This window comes from Ponticaulis koreensis DSM 19734, assembly GCF_000420665.1.
Lineage (GTDB): Bacteria > Pseudomonadota > Alphaproteobacteria > Caulobacterales > Hyphomonadaceae > Ponticaulis > Ponticaulis koreensis.
In genome coordinates this window covers 211,127-227,402 of record NZ_ATVJ01000001.1, presented here as the reverse complement: position 1 = coordinate 227,402, position 16,276 = coordinate 211,127, and the positions used below count along the sequence as shown (strand labels likewise).

Sequence of the window (16,276 nt, the reverse complement as noted above, 5' to 3'; positions counted from 1 at the left end):
ATCAGCAGTCTCCGGTGCGTGTCGCCGTTTCTGTGATGGTCGAGTGGATCCGCGCAGAGCCCGGGATGTTAAGTCGCGCGCGAGCTTCTACAGTGAATGCCTCTGCTGACTGGATACTGATCTCGCCTTCGCCGCTACGATACATAGAGCCAAGGCCGCAATTCATGGTGAAGCTTGCGCCTGTTTCAGTTTCCGTAACGTCTTCGGGCGCGCAGAATAAAGGCTCGCTAAAACGGGCAGCCAGCGCTGTATAGTCGGCCGCAGGAGTGTCGCCGGTGACACATATCTTACGTGCCTCAATTTCCGGATCGCCGCGGACAGCTGTTGCGCGTGCGTGCGTCCATTCGCCTTCGGTCAGGCTGATAGACTGGGCGGCTGCAGTTGAGCTGAAAACGAGGACCAGCGCCCCCAACAGACCTGCCTTCATTATTCCCGTCTCCCCTTTTTATTATGCGAGTTTACTACACCAGAGCGGGAATGAGCGCTAGTTTCAGGCGTTTGCGCGAGAAGGGCATAAAAAACCTCCGGAGCCTATCCGGAGGTTTTCGTAGTTCAGATGCGTGTGAGGCTTAGACGCGCTCGACACACATTGCGATGCCTTCGCCGCCACCAATGCAGAGAGATGCAACGCCTTTGGTCTTGTTCTGCTGCTCGAGAGCAGAGATCAGTGTGACGAGAACACGTGCACCAGACGCGCCGATCGGGTGACCGAGGGCACATGCGCCGCCATTCACGTTCAGCTTGTCGTGGCTGATGCCGAGCTCTTTCATGGCGATCATAGGAACAACCGCGAAGGCTTCGTTCACTTCCCAAAGCTCGACGTCGTCTTTTGACCAGCCAGCTTTTGTGAGTGCTTTTTCCATCGCTGGAACAGGCGCAGTCGTGAAGTATTCAGGCTCGTGAGAGTGAGACGCTGAAGACACGATTTTCGCGATTGGCTTGAGGCCGCGCTTTTCCGCTTCGGACTGCTTCATCAGGACGAGCGCAGCCGCGCCGTCTGAGATTGCAGACGCGTTCGCTGCGGTGACGGTGCCGTCTTTGTTGAAAGCAGGGCGAAGTGTCGGGATTTTGTCCGGGCGAGCAGACTTTGGCAGCTCGTCCTGATCAACTGTCGTTTCGCCTTTACGGGTTTTGACGACAACCGGCGTAATCTCACGTTTAAAGCGGCCCTGTTCAGTCGCTTCCTGCGCGCGGCGTAGTGTTTCCAGAGCGTACTCGTCCTGCGCTTCGCGCGTGAACTGGTACTTTTCAGCGATCATGTCAGCGAACTTGCCCATTGGCTGGTTCGCGTACGCATCTTCGAGGCCGTCTGTTGCCATGTGGTCGCGTGTGACAGCTGCGCCGTATTTGTGACCTTTGCGCAGATCGATCATGTGCGGAGCGTTTGTCATGCTCTCCATGCCGCCAGCGACAACAATGTCAGCCTGACCGGAAAGGATAGATGACGCGCCCATGACAGCAGCCTGCATGCCGGAGCCGCACATCTTGTTGATTGTTGTAGATTCAGGGTGCTTGCCGAGCTCAGCCTTGATCGCGGCCTGGCGTGCAGGCGCCTGACCCTGACCGCCCGGGAGGCAGTTGCCCATAATGACTTCCTGAACGTCTTCACCTTTCAGGCCTGCTTCTTCCACAGCCGCTTTGATTGCCAGAGCGCCAAGCTCGTTTGCTGAGAAACCGGAAAGTTCGCCCAGAAGGCCACCCATTGGGGTGCGGGCCATGCCAACAATTACGACCGGATCTGAAGTGCTCATGGTCGTGTCCTCCTCGTTACATCTCGTAAACTTAGTATGTGGCGGGAGTTGTGCGAGCTTAACTAGGGCACGTCAAGAAGTAATATTGCAGTTGCGAACGGGCTAGTCGCCTAGAAGAGCTGCACCCATTCCTGGGCGAAGCTGTTCGTTTTCAAGGCTGTACATGCCCAGAGATGTCGCCCAATCCCAGTAACACCAGCCGATTCCAAACTGTTCTGCAGTGCGGCGAATATGGCGCGTCCAATTGGCGCGGTCGGCGTCTGGCACCTCTTCATAGACCCCGAACTCCCCCAGAAACACAGGCATTCCGATGCGTTGGCCATACTCTGCGGCAGCTGCGAAGTGGGATATCACTTCTTCGCGCTCAGCTTGTGAGCCCCATGTCCGGCCAAGCGGCATAGGTTCATAGGCCCATGGCGCGCCCTGATGAGTGAATTCAAACGGGCTGTAATAGTGGAAAGTTACCATTGCACGCGGGTCGTAAGGCGGGTTGGTTGGCACCAGTCCCTCCAGATTGCCCCACTGGCCGCCGCCCAGAATGACCCAGCGGTCTGGGTTTGTCTGACGGATGATCGAGAGGATGTCACGGTTCATCTGATCGATCCGGCGGAAGGTCAGATTTGTGTGCGGCTCGTTCAGGACTTCGAAATAGAGCCCGTCCGGCCAGCTGGCATAGCGTTCAGCAATCTGCTCCCAGAAGGCATAAAGGCGGGGTAGGTGCCGGTCCGGGTTCTCATTCACGTCTTCATAATGGTGAACATCAATGATGACCTGCAAACCGGCGGCAAGTGCCTGCGCAGCGACCGTATCGACACGACGGAAGAAGAGCTGGTCGATCTCATATGGTGCGCGGGATTTTGCATGTGCGGACCATTTCACCGGAATGCGGACAGTATCAAAGCCCAGTTCGCGTATCATGTGCAGATCACGCTCGCGGATGACATAGCCCCAATCGCCCTCATTATCGGCTTCCAGTGCGCCGCCAAGATTGACGCATTGTTGGATGGGTGAGGTGCTCGCCTCAGTCGTGCGCGGGCGTAGTTGGATGTTTTGAAGGACAGGCTCCGCTTCGGAGCGATTGCCGGAAAGCGACACGTAAGTAAGTCCGCTGGCGGCGGCTATAAGTATACCGCACAAGACGAGCCAGATTGTACGTGTCATGTCGGTATTTCCTTCCTCACCCGTATGTCCTGCGTGGGAAGGTACAGCAAATGTGCCGCCGTTTATTTAACACGAACAGTAAATTCGCAGCAGAACCCCGCCATTTCTTTTGCGCTGCAAAAAGATGCGTGGCGGCAGGCATAAAAAAGAGCCGCTCGAATGAGCGGCTCAGGGGAGTGCACTGAATTCTTAGGGACTAATTCAGTGAGGCGTTACATTCGGTGACTTCGTCTTCCGTCAGCGGGTCGGTATCTGTGCCGAATGCGTTGATCGGACCAAGTTCTTCCACGACACGCTTGCAGACGCGGACCGTGGCAGTGCGACGATTGAGTACGGCTTCGCACGTGTCGGCTTCGCAAATCCAGATCGCATCATAGGCTGCGATACGGGTTGTTTCTTCAACAGGTGTCTGAAGTTCAGCGGTGAAAAGCGTGGAAGCAGCAGCAGGCATGGCTGCGATTGCAGTGGCTGCGAACAGAGCGGCAAAACGAAACATCATAAATCGATCCCATCATGCGATTTGGTGTTGAGACCTTTATATAGGAGGATTGAATGATCTGTCCAGAATTTAGTGAACACTGTTCTCTAAAATGATGCGGGTGCGAAATAGCGCTGAAATGTTTGGACTTTTCCTGACAAACAGGAAGCCTCAGGGACGGAAATTGGTTCCCACCGCGGTCACGAATACGTGAGAATGCAGAGGTATTCCGCAGGAGAATAGATTTTTAAAATATTATTCTCCACTGATTGGAGAATTTGGGGCTGATATGCCCTTTCAAGTATTTGATCTTCTCTCTATTAGATGAATCTTGCAAACTTGCAGTTTCGCTGCAAATTTAATGTAAATATTCGAGACTTTTCATTTGATCTGTGCTTTAAGCCGCGCCTCGTCAGCACTGAATTAGAATGTGCTGCACTTATCCCTTAATTCTATGAATAATGTCTGGGTTTAGACCTTGCCTGAGCACACGATTTTAAAATCCCGCGAATACCGACAAATCATTTCATTCCTGACCAGCATCATCGATCAGTCATTTCTGAGTGAGAAAGACATGTTGCTGTCTGCGGATGGCGCGCCGGATGATCGCCAGAAGGCCGAGCTTGCTGAGCTGCGTGAACGGCGGGATTCTGCTTATATTGTGCTGGAAAAAGTTCTTGAGGTCGTCCTTCAGGAACTCTCGGAGAAGGAAACTGATGATGGCACGGCGCCGGACAAGGAGGCCATCTCGTCTCTGACCGAGATCGTGTTTCCCGACGATGCAAAATGCCTGCTTCTCAAACGAGAATTCAAAGACGAGCTTTCCAAACTTAACTAAGTAACAGCTCACGCAGCGTTGATCCGCTGTTGGCGGTGTTGACGGTTTAAAGCTTGCAGGGCGCGCCGTGACGTGCAGGGTGTCGAAAACGACCTCGGCAGTATGTTTTACGGGAAATTCGCCATGCTAACTAACGCGCTCGACCATTTCGTCATTCTCGTACCCGATGCCGAAGCGGCAGCTGACAAGTATGGCCTGGTGCTCGGCCGCGAATGTGACTGGAAGCATCATAATCCAGCAGACGGCACGACGACCGCGGCCTTCTTTCTCGGTAATACAAGCGTTGAGTTACTTGGTCCTTCGGGTGACGGCCCAGTGGGCGCACGCATTCGCGAAATTCTGGGTGACAAGCCTGGGGCGCTGACCACGCTGGTCTTCAATACAGACGACATTCATGAAACTCATTACACAGCGAGCCGTCGTGGATTGCTCCCTGAAGAGATTATCGGCCAGTCGGCAACGTATAATGGCCTTACGCGAAGCTGGTCCCGCTTTCGCTGCGGTGATCCTCTGTTCGGTGATGTGAAGGTTTTCATGCTCTCCAATACCGAGGGCGTGAAGGTTGTCATTCCGCCCCGCGCAGGCGCTGCGACCCGTGTGGACCATATTGTGCTGAATACCGGACATCCGGAGCGGACAATGGCAGCCTATGGTGCAAAGCTCGACCTGCGGCTCGCATTGGACCGCACGAACGAAAAATGGGGTGCACGCTTTGTTTTCTTCCGCACGCACGACCTGACGATCGAGGTTGTGCAGCGTCTTGATGGCAGCATGTCAGCGGACGACAAGGATCACCTCTGGGGCGTTACCTATGAGGTGAATGATCTGGATGATGCGCACACCAGGCTCACGGTTGCGGGCGTTCAGGTTTCTGAAGTCCGCAAGGGTCGTAAGGCCGGAACGCGTGTTATGAGTGTCAAAAGTCATGACCTCGGCATCCCGACGCTGCTGCTCGACAATAAGGGTGAGCGCTGAGTTCGCCTAAAAGGGAATTGATCTTCGCCCGATTTGCAGCCTAAAAGGCGCGTATGGAAGCGTTTAAAACACTCACGGGCCGTGCCGCCCCACTCCGCATGAGCAATGTCGATACCGACATGATCATCCCGAAACAGTTCCTGAAAACGACAGAGCGCACAGGCCTCTCGCGCGGTCTGTTCTTCGAATTGAAGACAAATGCCGACGGTAGCCCGAACCCGGATTTCGTTCTGAACCGTGAAGAATACAAAGACGCAAACATTCTGATCGCTGGCGCGAACTTTGGCTGTGGCTCCTCACGTGAGCACGCGCCATGGGCGCTGCTCGATCAGGGTATTCGCTGCGTGATCGCGCCAAGCTTTGCTGACATTTTCTACAATAACTGCTTCAAGAACGGCATTCTGCCGATCGCGCTGCCGCAGCCGGTTATCGATAAGATGATGGACGAGGCAAACGGTGGCAATCACATCTTCACGGTCGATCTCGAGAACATGAAGATCACGCTGCCGGACGGCGAAGTGGTTGAGTTCGATCTTGATGGATCGCGTCGCCACAACCTGCTGGAAGGCCTCGACGATATCGGCCTTACACTTCAGGCTGAGGAGCGGATTTCCGAGTTCGAGGCACGCCGCAAGCTTGCAACCCCTTGGCTGGAGCGCGCATAATGAAACTCCTGGTATCTTCACTTCTCTTGGGTGCCGGGCTTTTCGTTAGCGGTTGCGCGGTCAATACGCTGAATACCGACCCTGAAGTACGTGGGCTTTCCGGCCAGATTTCACCGCAACGCCTGACCGATCCTGCTTCAGGTTCTGAGGTGGTGCTGTCCGAAGGCAATCAGCTCATCCTTGAGCTGCGGTCGAACCCTACCACGGGGTATATGTGGTCCGTTCTGTCTGGCGCGGATGCAGGCGTGATGAGCCTCTCAAGCGACGACTATGTCGGCGATGACAATCCGCGCGGCATGGTCGGTGTCGGCGGGCAGACCGTATATGTGTTCAACGCCGATCAGGTGGGTGAAACCACGCTGAGCCTTGGTTATGCGCGCTCTGGTCAGACGCCTGATGAGACGCTCGATATCCACGTGTCGGTCATTCCGCGCTAAACTGCCCTTTTTTGAAAATCTGTTGCGTCCAACGCGCCGCTATCCGGCGCGCTGGAGAAGTATTTCGCGCCAAATCCCGTATTCTGGAAACGAATTGCGGAATTGCGACGCTGTGTTACGTGCCAGGGTCTTGATTTTTGTCTCAAGCTGAGGCTCACAGGCGACTGGTATTTCTTCTAATCGACAGGCGCGCGCTATGAGCCAGACACTTCTTCTTCTTCCCGGTGATGGTATTGGTCCTGAAGTCATAGAACAGACAGTTCGCGTGGCAGAAAAAGTCGCGCCTGATCTGAACCTCGAATACGGCGCCGTCGGCGGTGCGAGCTATGACGAATACGGCACGCCGCTGACAGAAGACACGCTGAACCGCGCGAAAGCCTCCAGTGCTGTCCTGATGGGTGCGGTTGGCGGCCCGAAATGGGATGGCGTCGAGCGTCAGCACCGTCCGGAAGCTGGCCTTCTGGGCCTTCGTAAAGGTCTCGACACCTATGCTAACCTGCGCCCGGCGCTTTGCTTCTCTGCGCTGGCTGATGCCTCTGCGCTGAAGCGTGAGCTGATTGAGGGACTTGATATCCTGATCGTGCGCGAGCTGGTTGGCGGCGTGTATTTCGGCCAGCCAAAAGGCATTGAAACACTGCCGGATGGTACGCGCCGCGGCTTTGATAATGCCGAATACTCGACACCGGAAATCCACCGTATCACGCGCGTTGCATTTGACATTGCGAAGGGCCGTGGAAACTTTGGTCGCAAATGGGGCGGTGTCTGCTCGGTTGAGAAATCCAATGTCATGGACTCCGGCCTGCTCTGGAAACAGGAAGTTCAGGCGCTTTATGACGCCGAGCTGAAAGATATGGGCGTGCCGCTTCACCACATGCTGGCCGATGCCTGCGCAATGCAGCTGGTACGTGAGCCAAAGGGCTTTGACGTCATCCTAGCGGACAATCTGTTCGGCGATATTCTCTCTGACGAAGCCTCTATGCTGACAGGCTCTATCGGCATGCTTCCATCTGCGTCTCTGTCTGATGCAGGCAAGCCGGGCCTTTATGAGCCGGTGCACGGTTCTGCGCCAGATATTGCAGGGCAGGGCAAAGCAAACCCTTCAGCGGCTATCCTGTCATTTGAAATGGCGCTTCGCTGGAGCCTTAACCGCCCTGACGCGGCTGACGAGATTACACGCGCCGTCGGTCAGGCGCTTGAGAAGGGCGCGCGCACGGGTGATATCGGTGGTTCTATGAGTACGTCCCAAATGGGCGATGCCATCCTGGCGGAGCTGTAAATCGAACCTGACAGCTGACTGTCACCCTGACACAAAGGTGACAGTCACGTCCGTGTCGTTCTTTTTCGGAAATGCTTGCTATAGCTCGTTTGGTGGGATGAAAGGAGTTCCACCATGACAAACACAATCACGCACTCAATACCGCAAATGAAAGTCTCGCTCGGCTGGGTGACTTTCCCGTTCGTCTATAAAGGGCAGCAGATTATTGCGCAGGCCTCTACATGGTCGCCGCGCACACGCATCTGGCTGAATGACGAAATCGTCGATGAGATTGACAGCTGGAAGTTTTCCGAGACGCATGATGTGACGCTGCCAGACGGTGAGATCATTCAGGTCACGCTCGGCTATCGCTGGGGCACGACGCTTTATTGCGAGGCGCATGCAGGCGGCCAGAAGCTCTTCACCAAGGGCATCACGCAGGACGCAAAAGGCGTGGTTGCGCTAGGCGCTTTCCTCGCGGCCGGGCTGGCTATGGGCGCGGTGATGTATCCGCTGGGCGTGTATATCGGCGAAGCAATCGCCCGAGCATCTGGTGCGGGCGCGTAATCCATGTTGCTCGTATCTGAAACGGTCAAAGACCTTCGCTCGCAAAACGGCTGGACGCAGCAGCATCTGGCAGAAATCTGTGATGTCAGCGTGCGCACCATCCAGCGGGTGGAGAAGGATGGGGTCGCCTCGATGGAGACGACTCTCGCGCTCGCCAGCGTATTTAACGTCGAGAAGACAACCTTGCTTATGGACAGTGTGCGCGAAGGCGGTGAGGCGACTGCGCAGCCCAAAACCTCATGGGCGCATGGCGTGGCCGGGCTTGCGCTCTTCGTGCTGGGGCTTGGAGCGGGGGTGATGATCACCACCCTTTTTTGATGCGGCCTCAAATCATAAATAGGCGGCCACGGGGCCGCCTTTTTTCTGTCGGCAATTCAAGGCAAAGGCTAGTCTAGTCGCGTGAGGGAACCGGATGCATGAAGCCAGCCTATAAATCCATGAGAGAGCGCTTGCATGAGGCGCATGTCAGTCTGCGCGCCAGATGGGTGAACGGACCATGGAGTCTCGGTGCCTATGAGTTTCTCTCTTTCGGCATAAAACAGGCCTGGGCCTGCCTGTTTGGCGGCGCGATGCTGGTGCTTCTGATGGGCACATATCTCTTCTATCCGGATGATGCGCCGATCGGCCGGTTCGATTTCATTTTCCTCTGCGCACTGGCGATCCAGATCGGGATGCTGATCTCAGGGCTGGAGAGCCTTGAAGAAGCGAAGGTCATCTTCGTCTTCCATGTGGTTGGCACGCTCATGGAGGTCTTCAAAACCGAGATGGGCTCTTGGGTGTATCCAGAGCCGGCCTTCTTTCGAATAGGCGGCGTGCCGCTGTTTTCCGGTTTTATGTATGCCTGCGTCGGGTCTTACATTGCGCGGGTCTGGCGGATATTCGATTTCCGGTTTGACCGGTTTCCACCGCTATGGGTGCAGGGGCTTCTGGCGCTCGCGGTCTATATCAACTTCTTCACCCATCATTTCACGGTTGATGTCCGGATTGGCCTCTATGTGGTGAGCGTGCTGATTTACGGGCCGAGCGTCATCTGGTTCAGGCCGGATGAGAAACACCGTCCTATGCCGCTTTTTATCGGGCTGTTGCTTGTCGCGCTTTTTATCTGGTTCGCCGAGAATATTGCGACCTTTGCCCGTGCCTGGAGCTATCCGGGGCAGGAGGTTGAGTGGCATATGGTGTCCCTGCAAAAGCTGGGTGCCTGGTATCTTCTGATGATTATCAGCTTCGTTCTCGTCGCCTTCGTGCATATGCGGAAAAAGCCCGAAACCGGCGTTTAGTGCCTCTGGCCTGCTCCCTCGCACTTTGTCATAGTGCGCTCACATAATAATAGGGAGGAGGCGCATATGCGCGTATTTAAAGGGCTTGTCAGCGCGTCTGCGCTGATCTGTTTGCCTGTGTCGGCGCATGCCGGAGAGGTAACGCAGCTTATATTTTTCGGCGATAGCAATCTGGATGTTGGTCGCGTGAATTCCGAGGCGACAGGCGGTTCGGCCAATGACGGTATTCGTCCTCCGCCAAACACGATTGCGGGTCGCTCGTCTAACGGTGCGATCCTGCCTGAGTTCCTCGTGCGAGAGCTGGGTATCTCGCAGCTGAACTTCTCGTGGGGCGGCGCGACGAGTGGCGCGCTGAACATTGTCGGCTATCGCGGCCTGCCTGATGTAATGGAGACGGGCACGCTCGCTCAGCTTGCCGAGTTTGAAGCGTTTCTGGGCGGGTATCCGGCAGATCCGCAGGCGCTCTACACAGTGACTGCGGGCTCTAACGACATCGCGCTGATAGACAAGAATGATCAGGCTGCAATCGATGAAGCGGTTGAAGGCGTCGTTCAAAACCTTCGCTATACGGTGACGCAGCTCGATGCGCTCGGGGCTGAGCAGATTGTTGTCGGGACGCGAACGCCGCGGCCCGTGCTTTCCGATCATAACAGACCGGAAGATGAGCCAGATGAGGCCGCTCGCAATGATGCGGCAGGGCGTCAGATGAATATCGCGATCAGGGCGTTGGTGTCAGAGCTGGACGAGGCGCTGGAAGCCGATGTCGAGCTGTTTGATACGTATGCGGTCATCCGGGAGATTGCTGACAACGCCGAGGCTCACGGCTTTGCGGCGTATGATGGCAGCGAAGCGGGCTATTGCATCTCGAATGAGGATTGCACCGGTCTCATCAATCATGACGGCGCGCATAAAACTTCCGCCGTGCACGAATTGCTGGCGGAGGCCTTTATCGACCAGTTTGAACTGGAAGCAGCGGACTAGGCTTATTCGCCTGTTGAGATGGATTCTTCGGCTTCCATCTCGATGACAGTTTCGCCGTCCGGTGTGAGGGTTGTTTCGTGCTCTGGTGTGAACGCGACGGCTTCACCCGTGCCAACCGGAATCGCGATGGACGCAACGGTCGACTGAACCTCATCATTGCCGAGGTCGGCATGCATAATGACGTTCAGATAGTAGCGGCCATCTTCGCGCGCGGAGAAGTCGACTGGCATCGTATGCGGCGCATCGCCCGACATGTCGAAGGTGAATTCCTGCGCTGAGAAGAAGTTCAGAGCTTCAGGCGCATCGATGATGACTGTCAGCGTACCGTCATCGTATCCGTCAGTAACGGTAACGGTGAAGTTCTCAGACGAGAAACTGTTAGACTGGCCGTCATAGGAATGGCTCATTTCCAGCGCAGGGCCCGGCTTGGTGTAATCGCCTGCGCCGTGTGCCTCTTCGGTCGCCGCTGTTGTGGTCGTGGACGTCTGTGAAGAGCAGGCCGCAACAGCCAGAAGCGAGGCGGCGAGGATCATTGGTGTTTTCTTAAAGAACATTGTGGGTCTCCGCCTTAGTTTGAGACGCTGAAATCGAAGCAGATTTCACCGGTATAGGTGCTGCCGCCATCCGCATAGACAAAATCATATGTATCGATGACGTAGGTGTCCGCCTCGAAGTCGCCTGTATATGTTTCGCTATCTGCCGTTTGTTCCTGGCTGACAACGATGCGTTGGCCGTCGCGATAAATGATAAAATCAGGGTCTGTGCCTGTCGGGCCCGAAACGCGGGACATCGTGATTGTGTGTGTGCCGGCGCTTGGGAAGGTCACGGTCACAAGGTCACGATTGCCCAGCTTGTTGAAGCTGCCGTTCAGGTCCGTGGAGCAGACCTGTGTGGTCTGGCCCGGCGTGATTTCCTGATACACTGGCAGAGCGTTTGCATAATTGCCCGAATTGGTTTCGCCAGCGCCGTTATGGCCGGTACCATTAATTGACTGGTCGTTTGCGATGGCCGTGATCTGGGCTGCAGCCCCCGGATTTTGCGACGCCAGCTCATCCAGGAAGTTGAAGATCGTGATGAAGTATTCCGACCCGGTATAGGACGAGGATGTCAGTACCGAGTAAATTGGCGCAAAGCCGAGACTCAGATTGTCTGCGCCGTCAGAATTGCTGTCCCAGATATCATAGACGACTTTCTGGACGGTCAGCTCGTTATACCAGCCCGGATTCGCTGATGGCCGATTTTCCATATTGATGCCGAAGCCGCCCGCTTGCTGTTGGCCGCCGCTGTCTCGGTATACAGGGTCTTGCAGAATGATGCCTGAGAAGGCGTTCGCAAAGCCTTCGCCCCAGGCTATTCGCGGGTCCAGATACTGATCAGGGCTGTGGCTGCCGCCCATGCTGTCAGACCGGCTGACATTGTCTTCGAGATAATGGCCCCATTCGTGGACGACGACGCTGCTGTCATATTCATCCGTGTCACCGTTTTCATCACCCAGAATATAAATTGCGGTGCCATTGTAGAATGAGGTGCCGATTTCGCCGATCGTCAGGTCTCCTCTAGCGGCGCGGTTATCTGTACTCCAGCGTAGCTCGACCGGTGGCAGAACGGCTGTCGGATCGGCAGTGGTCACTTCGTTCACAGCATCATAGAGCGGATCGAGGATTGCGAACGGCGCAGCGGCGCGTGTGCTGGTGTACGATGTGCCGCCCCAGCCGGATGCTGCGTGCAGGTCACGGGTGGAGTCCGCTGTGCTGGATGACGTCAGAGAACCTGACAGCACATAGAGCGCATTGTTATTGGTGTTGTCAGTGACGCTGACATCCCAGCCCGGCGTACCGGTTTCTACGATCTCTGCGCGGGCGCGAACACGAACGTTCGTCTCTGAAGCGACGCTGAAAGAGTAACCGCCCGTCGCATCGGTCCTGGTGGTGTCCAGAACGCTTCCCGAGCCGTTGAGGAGTTGAACTGTCACGCCGCGCGCTGGCAGCTGGACTGTCGCATTGTAGTTCAGGCCGCTTGTCGCCGGATTATGCGGAACGCTGTCATACGTAATCGTACCGGAAATCGTCACCGAGCTCGGAGGCGGAGGCGGAGGCGGAGGTGGCGGTGGAGGAGGTGGCGGCGGTGGTGGTGGAGACGGTGTTGGCGTCGGCGTTGGAGTTGGTGTCGGGCTGCTGCCGCCACCACCGCCGCTACATGCCGTAACGGTCAGCATAGCTGCTGCAAGAGCGACGTAGCTTACGGCTTTGAATTTACTGACCATGCCAAATCAACCTTATTCGTAAAACACATTGCGGCCTGCTGCCGCGAGGAAACAGGTTAGTCCGAATACATCTCGCGTGTCACCGTTAATACGGAGCAAATTCTAGTGAATTGAAGCGATTTCCGGGGCTGTTTTTGCCGGAGTACGTGCTCAGGAATAATCGACAATGCGGGAGATAAGCCCGTCGCGTGCTTCAAAGAAGCTGGCGCCGCGAATATCGACGCTCTGGCCCTGCATGACACCATTAGGTAGATCGAGCGCCGCAATGCCCTTAAACTGGACTTCTGCTGCGGCTTTGTCTTCGGTGCAGACCAGGCTGAGGACGCGCTGGCGACGAAAGGAAAACGCCTGCGAGCTGGCGGATGCCACCTGTGCAAGCGCCTCTTTTCCCTGCAGCTGCATGGATTGGCCGGAGTTGGAAATGTTTTCGAACTCGACGTCGTCTGTCACGCACTCCAGCATGCCCTCCACATCGACGCGATTATAGCATTCGACATAGCGCTCTACGAGGCTTTCTAGGCTTTCCATTCCGGTCTCCTGTCAGGCGCTAGGGATAACATTATAAAGGGGCGTTTGATCAAGAGTATTTTGCATTGCGGCGAAAATCCTGTAATCCACGCGCTCTCCACTTTCAAAACAGGGATCAGTTAACATGGCTTTGCGAGTAGCTGTCGTAGGCGCCACGGGTAATGTGGGCCAGGAAATGCTCAACATTCTTGAAGAGCGTCTGTTCCCTTCTGACGAGGTTTTCGCGGTTGCATCGCGTAAATCAATCGGTCGAACGGTCTCTTATGGTGATCGTGAGCTGAAGTGTCATGATATTGAGCAGTTTGACTTCTCAACGGTCGATCTGTGTTTCATGTCCGCGGGCGGTTCTGTCGCGCTCGAATGGGCGCCGAAGATCGCGCTGCAGGATTGTATCGTGATCGACAACTCGTCTGCTTTCCGGATGGACCCGCTCGTGCCGCTGGTTGTTCCGGAGGTGAACGCGGACGCGGTGATGGGATATGATGAGAAGAATATCATCGCCAATCCGAACTGCTCTACGGCGCAGCTGGTTGTTGCGCTGAAGCCGATCCACGACAAGGTCGGTATCGAGCGCGTTGTCGTCTCGACTTATCAGTCCACATCCGGTGCTGGCCGTGAGGCGATGGACGAGCTCTGGAATCAGACCAAGGGCATTTACGTCAATCAGGAGGCCGAGCCGCGAGAGTTCTCAAAGCAGATTGCGTTCAACGTTATTCCGCAGATCGACGACTTCATGGAAGACGGTCGCACTAAGGAAGAGTGGAAGATGGAAGTCGAGACGAAGAAGATTCTCGACGAAGACATCGAGCTCGTTGCCACGTGTGTGCGCGTGCCGACGTTTGTCGGGCATGCTGAGGCGGTTCACCTTGAGCTTGCCGGTGCGCTTACGGAAGAAGAGTGCCGAAACCTTCTACGTGAAAGCCCGGGTATTATGGTGGTCGACAAGCGTGAGTCTGACGAAGAGAATTTCGTAACGCCAATTGAGTGCGTGGGTGAGTGGGCGACGTTTATTTCCCGCATCCGCGTCGACAAAACCGTCGAGCATGGCATCGCGTTCTGGTGTGTGTCTGACAATCTGCGTAAGGGCGCTGCGCTCAACGCAGTCCAGATCGCTGAAGAGCTTCTGAACCGCGGCGTGCTCAAGCCCGAAAAGATTTTGGTGCCGCCACCAGCTGACGCTTAAGTTTGTCTGGCCGTGGGGCTGTCTGTTAGTCCCGGAAAACACCCGTTCTTTGAAAGCCCCGTGATGCATTTCGTGTCGCGGGGCTTTTTCCGTGGGCAACATTGCTGGTCTGCGTAATGCTCCGTGTGCAGCGCGGCGTTCTCAAAATTTTTTTGCAGATAAATTGGAACCCGTTTCGCGTTCCGGTGTTGTATCTGCCACTTCGGATAATTGAGCTCTCAAATCAGGCTTTTTCGGAGTGTCACGAAACTGTCAAAAATCTTGTCGTTTAATATTTAATCTCTATACGGATTAAAAAGTGACAAATTAAAAATTTTCAATGCACTGAAATAATTGAAAAAATTTAGATATTGAAATTTCTCAGTTTTGCGATACTATCATATTCAACGCGTGTTCGAGATCGAAAAATAGGTCCGGTACACGACTAAATAAGACATAAGGTTCGCACCATGCTGAAAAAAATCTGGGATGCGATCCATTTTGGCCGTTTTACGAGCCAGTGGCGCAACGACCCCCCTTCTGATGTTTCTGCCGATAAGGTAGCGCTCGGAAAAACAATCTTTTACGACAGCTATCTCCAGAAAGAGGATGATGGCTGGAAGGTAATCACCGAACGCGGAGGCCTGATTGGCCGTTACGCATTCTATCTCATGCTGCCTGTATATGCTGCGTTCATTGTAGCGATTGCTATGGGCAAAATGGATATCGGCCACCTTGCACTCTTTGAAGCATTCTTCATTGCTGCATTCGGCTTCTTCAATGGCTTCGCGCTTCACCGTATAGCGCAGGACCCGGCGTTTGGCATCGAGGAGCTCAGCCTCCACCGTATCCAGCGCTCCTGATACATATTCTCATCTGACGAACAGGGCCGGACGTGAAAGCGTGCCGGCCCTTTCTTTTTGTGCTCACATTCAGTTGAACCTTGTCAGGCTTGATGTGGGCGACCGCTTTCCCAGATGGAGTGGAGCAAACGGGCGTCAGGGTCTGACGAAGAAAAGGAGCTGGGAAATGGCAGAACAAAACGAATATGTACCACCAAAGGTGTGGACCTGGGATGCGGAAAGCGGCGGTCGCTTTGCGAACATCAATCGTCCGATCGCAGGGCCGACGCACGAGAAGGAATTGCCAAAGGGCAAGCATCCGATCCAGCTCTACTCGCTTGGTACGCCGAACGGCGTGAAAGTCACCATCATGCTGGAGGAGCTGCTGGCGGCAGGGTATTCTGACGCGGAATACGATGCCTGGCTTATCAATATTGGTGAGGGCGATCAGTTTTCGTCAGGCTATGTGGAGCTGAACCCGAATTCGAAAATTCCGGTCATGCTGGATACGACGACCGGCACGCGTGTGTTCGAGTCCGCCTCCATCCTTCTCTACCTCGCAAATAAATTCGGTGCCTTCGTTCCTGAAGAACACGGCGCGAAGACAGAAGCGATGAACTGGCTGTTCTGGCAGATGGGCTCAGCGCCATATCTGGGCGGCGGCTTCGGGCATTTCTATGCCTATGCGCCGTTCAAGATGGAATATCCGATCAATCGCTTTGCGATGGAAGTGAAGCGTCAGATGGATGTGCTTAACCGTCATCTGGCTGAGAACAAATTCATGGCAGGTGACGAATATTCCATCGCCGATATGGCGATCTGGCCGTGGTATGGCGCGATGGCGAAGGGCGTTCTTTATGACGCCAAAGAGTTCCTCGCTGTGCACGAGTATGAGCATGTCATTCGCTGGGCCGATGAGGTCGGCGCGCGCCCTGCTGTGAAGCGCGGGCGTATGGTGAACCGCACATTCGGTGAGCCGTCTTCCCAGCTGCACGAGCGTCATGACGCATCCGACTTTGATACCAAAACTCAGGACAAGCTGCAGGCCTGATCCTTTCTGTGGTTTGAGCTGAAACGAAATGTCGGCAGGCTGGTC

19 protein-coding genes are annotated in these 16,276 nt (G+C 55.2%); 12 read left to right on the top strand and 7 right to left on the bottom strand.

Annotated elements, in window-relative coordinates; translation table 11 throughout:
* Nucleotide 1: 1 nt before the first annotated feature.
* From G523_RS0101240 to G523_RS17385, 4 genes are all read right to left on the bottom strand, one after another.
* Entirely contained in the window at nucleotides 2-427 is a 426-nt protein-coding gene (locus G523_RS0101240) for a DUF3617 domain-containing protein (RefSeq protein ID WP_022693193.1), read from the bottom strand.
* A gap of 142 nt (nucleotides 428-569) precedes the next feature.
* On the bottom strand, nucleotides 570-1,751 hold the full coding sequence (locus G523_RS0101235) for a thiolase family protein (RefSeq protein WP_022693192.1): 1,182 nt from the start codon (nucleotides 1,749-1,751) through the stop codon (nucleotides 570-572).
* Between the two features lie 102 nt (nucleotides 1,752-1,853).
* Entirely contained in the window at nucleotides 1,854-2,912 is a 1,059-nt protein-coding gene (locus G523_RS17390; protein ID WP_022693191.1) for a glycoside hydrolase family 5 protein, read from the bottom strand.
* 196 nt (nucleotides 2,913-3,108) lie between these two features.
* The gene (locus tag G523_RS17385; RefSeq protein ID WP_022693190.1) at nucleotides 3,109-3,411 is read right to left on the bottom strand and encodes a CC_3452 family protein; all 303 of its coding nucleotides are present in this window, start codon (nucleotides 3,409-3,411) and stop codon (nucleotides 3,109-3,111) included.
* A gap of 457 nt (nucleotides 3,412-3,868) precedes the next feature.
* On the opposite strand from G523_RS17385, the gene G523_RS0101220 reads away from it, so the two are divergent.
* From G523_RS0101220 to G523_RS0101180, 9 genes are all read left to right on the top strand, one after another.
* Nucleotides 3,869-4,228 carry a hypothetical protein gene (locus G523_RS0101220; protein WP_022693189.1) on the top strand — a complete coding sequence of 120 codons (360 nt, stop codon included), beginning with the start codon at nucleotides 3,869-3,871 and terminating at the stop codon, nucleotides 4,226-4,228.
* Between the two features lie 123 nt (nucleotides 4,229-4,351).
* The gene (locus G523_RS0101215) at nucleotides 4,352-5,203 is read left to right on the top strand and encodes a VOC family protein (protein ID WP_033232492.1); all 852 of its coding nucleotides are present in this window, start codon (nucleotides 4,352-4,354) and stop codon (nucleotides 5,201-5,203) included.
* A 53-nt stretch (nucleotides 5,204-5,256) separates the two neighbouring features.
* Nucleotides 5,257-5,868, top strand: a complete 612-nt coding sequence (gene leuD / locus G523_RS0101210) for a 3-isopropylmalate dehydratase small subunit (RefSeq protein WP_022693187.1) — start codon at nucleotides 5,257-5,259, stop codon at nucleotides 5,866-5,868.
* Nucleotides 5,868-6,305, top strand: coding sequence for a protease inhibitor I42 family protein (locus G523_RS19960; protein WP_022693186.1), 438 nt, complete (start codon nucleotides 5,868-5,870; stop codon nucleotides 6,303-6,305). The genes leuD and G523_RS19960 overlap by 1 nt, the downstream gene beginning before the upstream one ends.
* Before the next feature lie 196 nt (nucleotides 6,306-6,501).
* Nucleotides 6,502-7,581: a 3-isopropylmalate dehydrogenase gene (gene leuB, locus G523_RS0101200; protein ID WP_022693185.1), complete on the top strand. Its 1,080-nt coding sequence runs from the start codon at nucleotides 6,502-6,504 to the stop codon at nucleotides 7,579-7,581.
* A gap of 114 nt (nucleotides 7,582-7,695) precedes the next feature.
* Nucleotides 7,696-8,127, top strand: a complete 432-nt coding sequence (locus G523_RS0101195; protein ID WP_022693184.1) for a hypothetical protein — start codon at nucleotides 7,696-7,698, stop codon at nucleotides 8,125-8,127.
* Between the two features lie 3 nt (nucleotides 8,128-8,130).
* Nucleotides 8,131-8,445, top strand: a complete 315-nt coding sequence (locus tag G523_RS0101190; RefSeq protein ID WP_022693183.1) for a helix-turn-helix transcriptional regulator — start codon at nucleotides 8,131-8,133, stop codon at nucleotides 8,443-8,445.
* Between the two features lie 98 nt (nucleotides 8,446-8,543).
* Nucleotides 8,544-9,404 carry a DUF817 domain-containing protein gene (locus G523_RS0101185; RefSeq protein WP_022693182.1) on the top strand — a complete coding sequence of 287 codons (861 nt, stop codon included), beginning with the start codon at nucleotides 8,544-8,546 and terminating at the stop codon, nucleotides 9,402-9,404.
* 66 nt (nucleotides 9,405-9,470) lie between these two features.
* Nucleotides 9,471-10,385, top strand: coding sequence for an SGNH/GDSL hydrolase family protein (locus G523_RS0101180; RefSeq protein WP_022693181.1), 915 nt, complete (start codon nucleotides 9,471-9,473; stop codon nucleotides 10,383-10,385).
* 2 nt (nucleotides 10,386-10,387) lie between these two features.
* On the opposite strand, the gene G523_RS0101175 is transcribed toward G523_RS0101180, so the two are convergent.
* From G523_RS0101175 to G523_RS0101165, 3 genes are all read right to left on the bottom strand, one after another.
* Nucleotides 10,388-10,939 (bottom strand): hypothetical protein, encoded by a 552-nt coding sequence (locus tag G523_RS0101175; RefSeq protein WP_022693180.1) that lies wholly within the window; start codon nucleotides 10,937-10,939, stop codon nucleotides 10,388-10,390.
* 14 nt (nucleotides 10,940-10,953) lie between these two features.
* Nucleotides 10,954-12,648, bottom strand: coding sequence for a hypothetical protein (locus G523_RS17375; RefSeq protein ID WP_022693179.1), 1,695 nt, complete (start codon nucleotides 12,646-12,648; stop codon nucleotides 10,954-10,956).
* Between the two features lie 150 nt (nucleotides 12,649-12,798).
* Entirely contained in the window at nucleotides 12,799-13,176 is a 378-nt protein-coding gene (locus G523_RS0101165; protein WP_022693178.1) for a nuclear transport factor 2 family protein, read from the bottom strand.
* Nucleotides 13,177-13,300: 124 nt separating this feature from the next.
* Between G523_RS0101165 and G523_RS0101160 the strand changes: the two genes are divergently transcribed.
* The 3 genes from G523_RS0101160 to yghU all read left to right on the top strand — a co-directional run bounded on the left by G523_RS0101160 (nucleotide 13,301) and on the right by yghU (nucleotide 16,231).
* Entirely contained in the window at nucleotides 13,301-14,359 is a 1,059-nt protein-coding gene (locus tag G523_RS0101160) for an aspartate-semialdehyde dehydrogenase (RefSeq protein WP_022693177.1), read from the top strand.
* Between the two features lie 449 nt (nucleotides 14,360-14,808).
* Entirely contained in the window at nucleotides 14,809-15,201 is a 393-nt protein-coding gene (locus tag G523_RS0101155) for a hypothetical protein (RefSeq protein ID WP_022693176.1), read from the top strand.
* A gap of 166 nt (nucleotides 15,202-15,367) precedes the next feature.
* On the top strand, nucleotides 15,368-16,231 hold the full coding sequence (gene yghU, locus G523_RS0101150) for a glutathione-dependent disulfide-bond oxidoreductase (RefSeq protein WP_022693175.1): 864 nt from the start codon (nucleotides 15,368-15,370) through the stop codon (nucleotides 16,229-16,231).
* Nucleotides 16,232-16,276 lie beyond the last annotated feature (45 nt).

What these genes read in the sequence shown, in the direction of transcription:
- G523_RS0101195 (WP_022693184.1), top strand. Translation starts at nt 7,696, where the DNA reads ATGACAAACACAATCACGCACTCAATACCGCAAATGAAAGTCTCGCTC.
- G523_RS0101180 (WP_022693181.1), top strand. Translation starts at nt 9,471, where the DNA reads ATGCGCGTATTTAAAGGGCTTGTCAGCGCGTCTGCGCTGATCTGTTTG.
- G523_RS17390 (WP_022693191.1), bottom strand. Translation starts at nt 2,912, where the DNA reads ATGACACGTACAATCTGGCTCGTCTTGTGCGGTATACTTATAGCCGCC.
- G523_RS19960 (WP_022693186.1), top strand. Translation starts at nt 5,868, where the DNA reads ATGAAACTCCTGGTATCTTCACTTCTCTTGGGTGCCGGGCTTTTCGTT.
- G523_RS0101185 (WP_022693182.1), top strand. Translation starts at nt 8,544, where the DNA reads ATGAAGCCAGCCTATAAATCCATGAGAGAGCGCTTGCATGAGGCGCAT.
- G523_RS0101155 (WP_022693176.1), top strand. Translation starts at nt 14,809, where the DNA reads ATGCTGAAAAAAATCTGGGATGCGATCCATTTTGGCCGTTTTACGAGC.
- G523_RS0101160 (WP_022693177.1), top strand. Translation starts at nt 13,301, where the DNA reads ATGGCTTTGCGAGTAGCTGTCGTAGGCGCCACGGGTAATGTGGGCCAG.
- G523_RS0101165 (WP_022693178.1), bottom strand. Translation starts at nt 13,176, where the DNA reads ATGGAAAGCCTAGAAAGCCTCGTAGAGCGCTATGTCGAATGCTATAAT.
- G523_RS0101215 (WP_033232492.1), top strand. Translation starts at nt 4,352, where the DNA reads ATGCTAACTAACGCGCTCGACCATTTCGTCATTCTCGTACCCGATGCC.
- G523_RS0101190 (WP_022693183.1), top strand. Translation starts at nt 8,131, where the DNA reads ATGTTGCTCGTATCTGAAACGGTCAAAGACCTTCGCTCGCAAAACGGC.
- G523_RS0101240 (WP_022693193.1), bottom strand. Translation starts at nt 427, where the DNA reads ATGAAGGCAGGTCTGTTGGGGGCGCTGGTCCTCGTTTTCAGCTCAACT.
- G523_RS17375 (WP_022693179.1), bottom strand. Translation starts at nt 12,648, where the DNA reads ATGGTCAGTAAATTCAAAGCCGTAAGCTACGTCGCTCTTGCAGCAGCT.
- leuD (WP_022693187.1), top strand. Translation starts at nt 5,257, where the DNA reads ATGGAAGCGTTTAAAACACTCACGGGCCGTGCCGCCCCACTCCGCATG.
- yghU (WP_022693175.1), top strand. Translation starts at nt 15,368, where the DNA reads ATGGCAGAACAAAACGAATATGTACCACCAAAGGTGTGGACCTGGGAT.
- G523_RS0101175 (WP_022693180.1), bottom strand. Translation starts at nt 10,939, where the DNA reads ATGTTCTTTAAGAAAACACCAATGATCCTCGCCGCCTCGCTTCTGGCT.
- G523_RS17385 (WP_022693190.1), bottom strand. Translation starts at nt 3,411, where the DNA reads ATGATGTTTCGTTTTGCCGCTCTGTTCGCAGCCACTGCAATCGCAGCC.
- leuB (WP_022693185.1), top strand. Translation starts at nt 6,502, where the DNA reads ATGAGCCAGACACTTCTTCTTCTTCCCGGTGATGGTATTGGTCCTGAA.
- G523_RS0101235 (WP_022693192.1), bottom strand. Translation starts at nt 1,751, where the DNA reads ATGAGCACTTCAGATCCGGTCGTAATTGTTGGCATGGCCCGCACCCCA.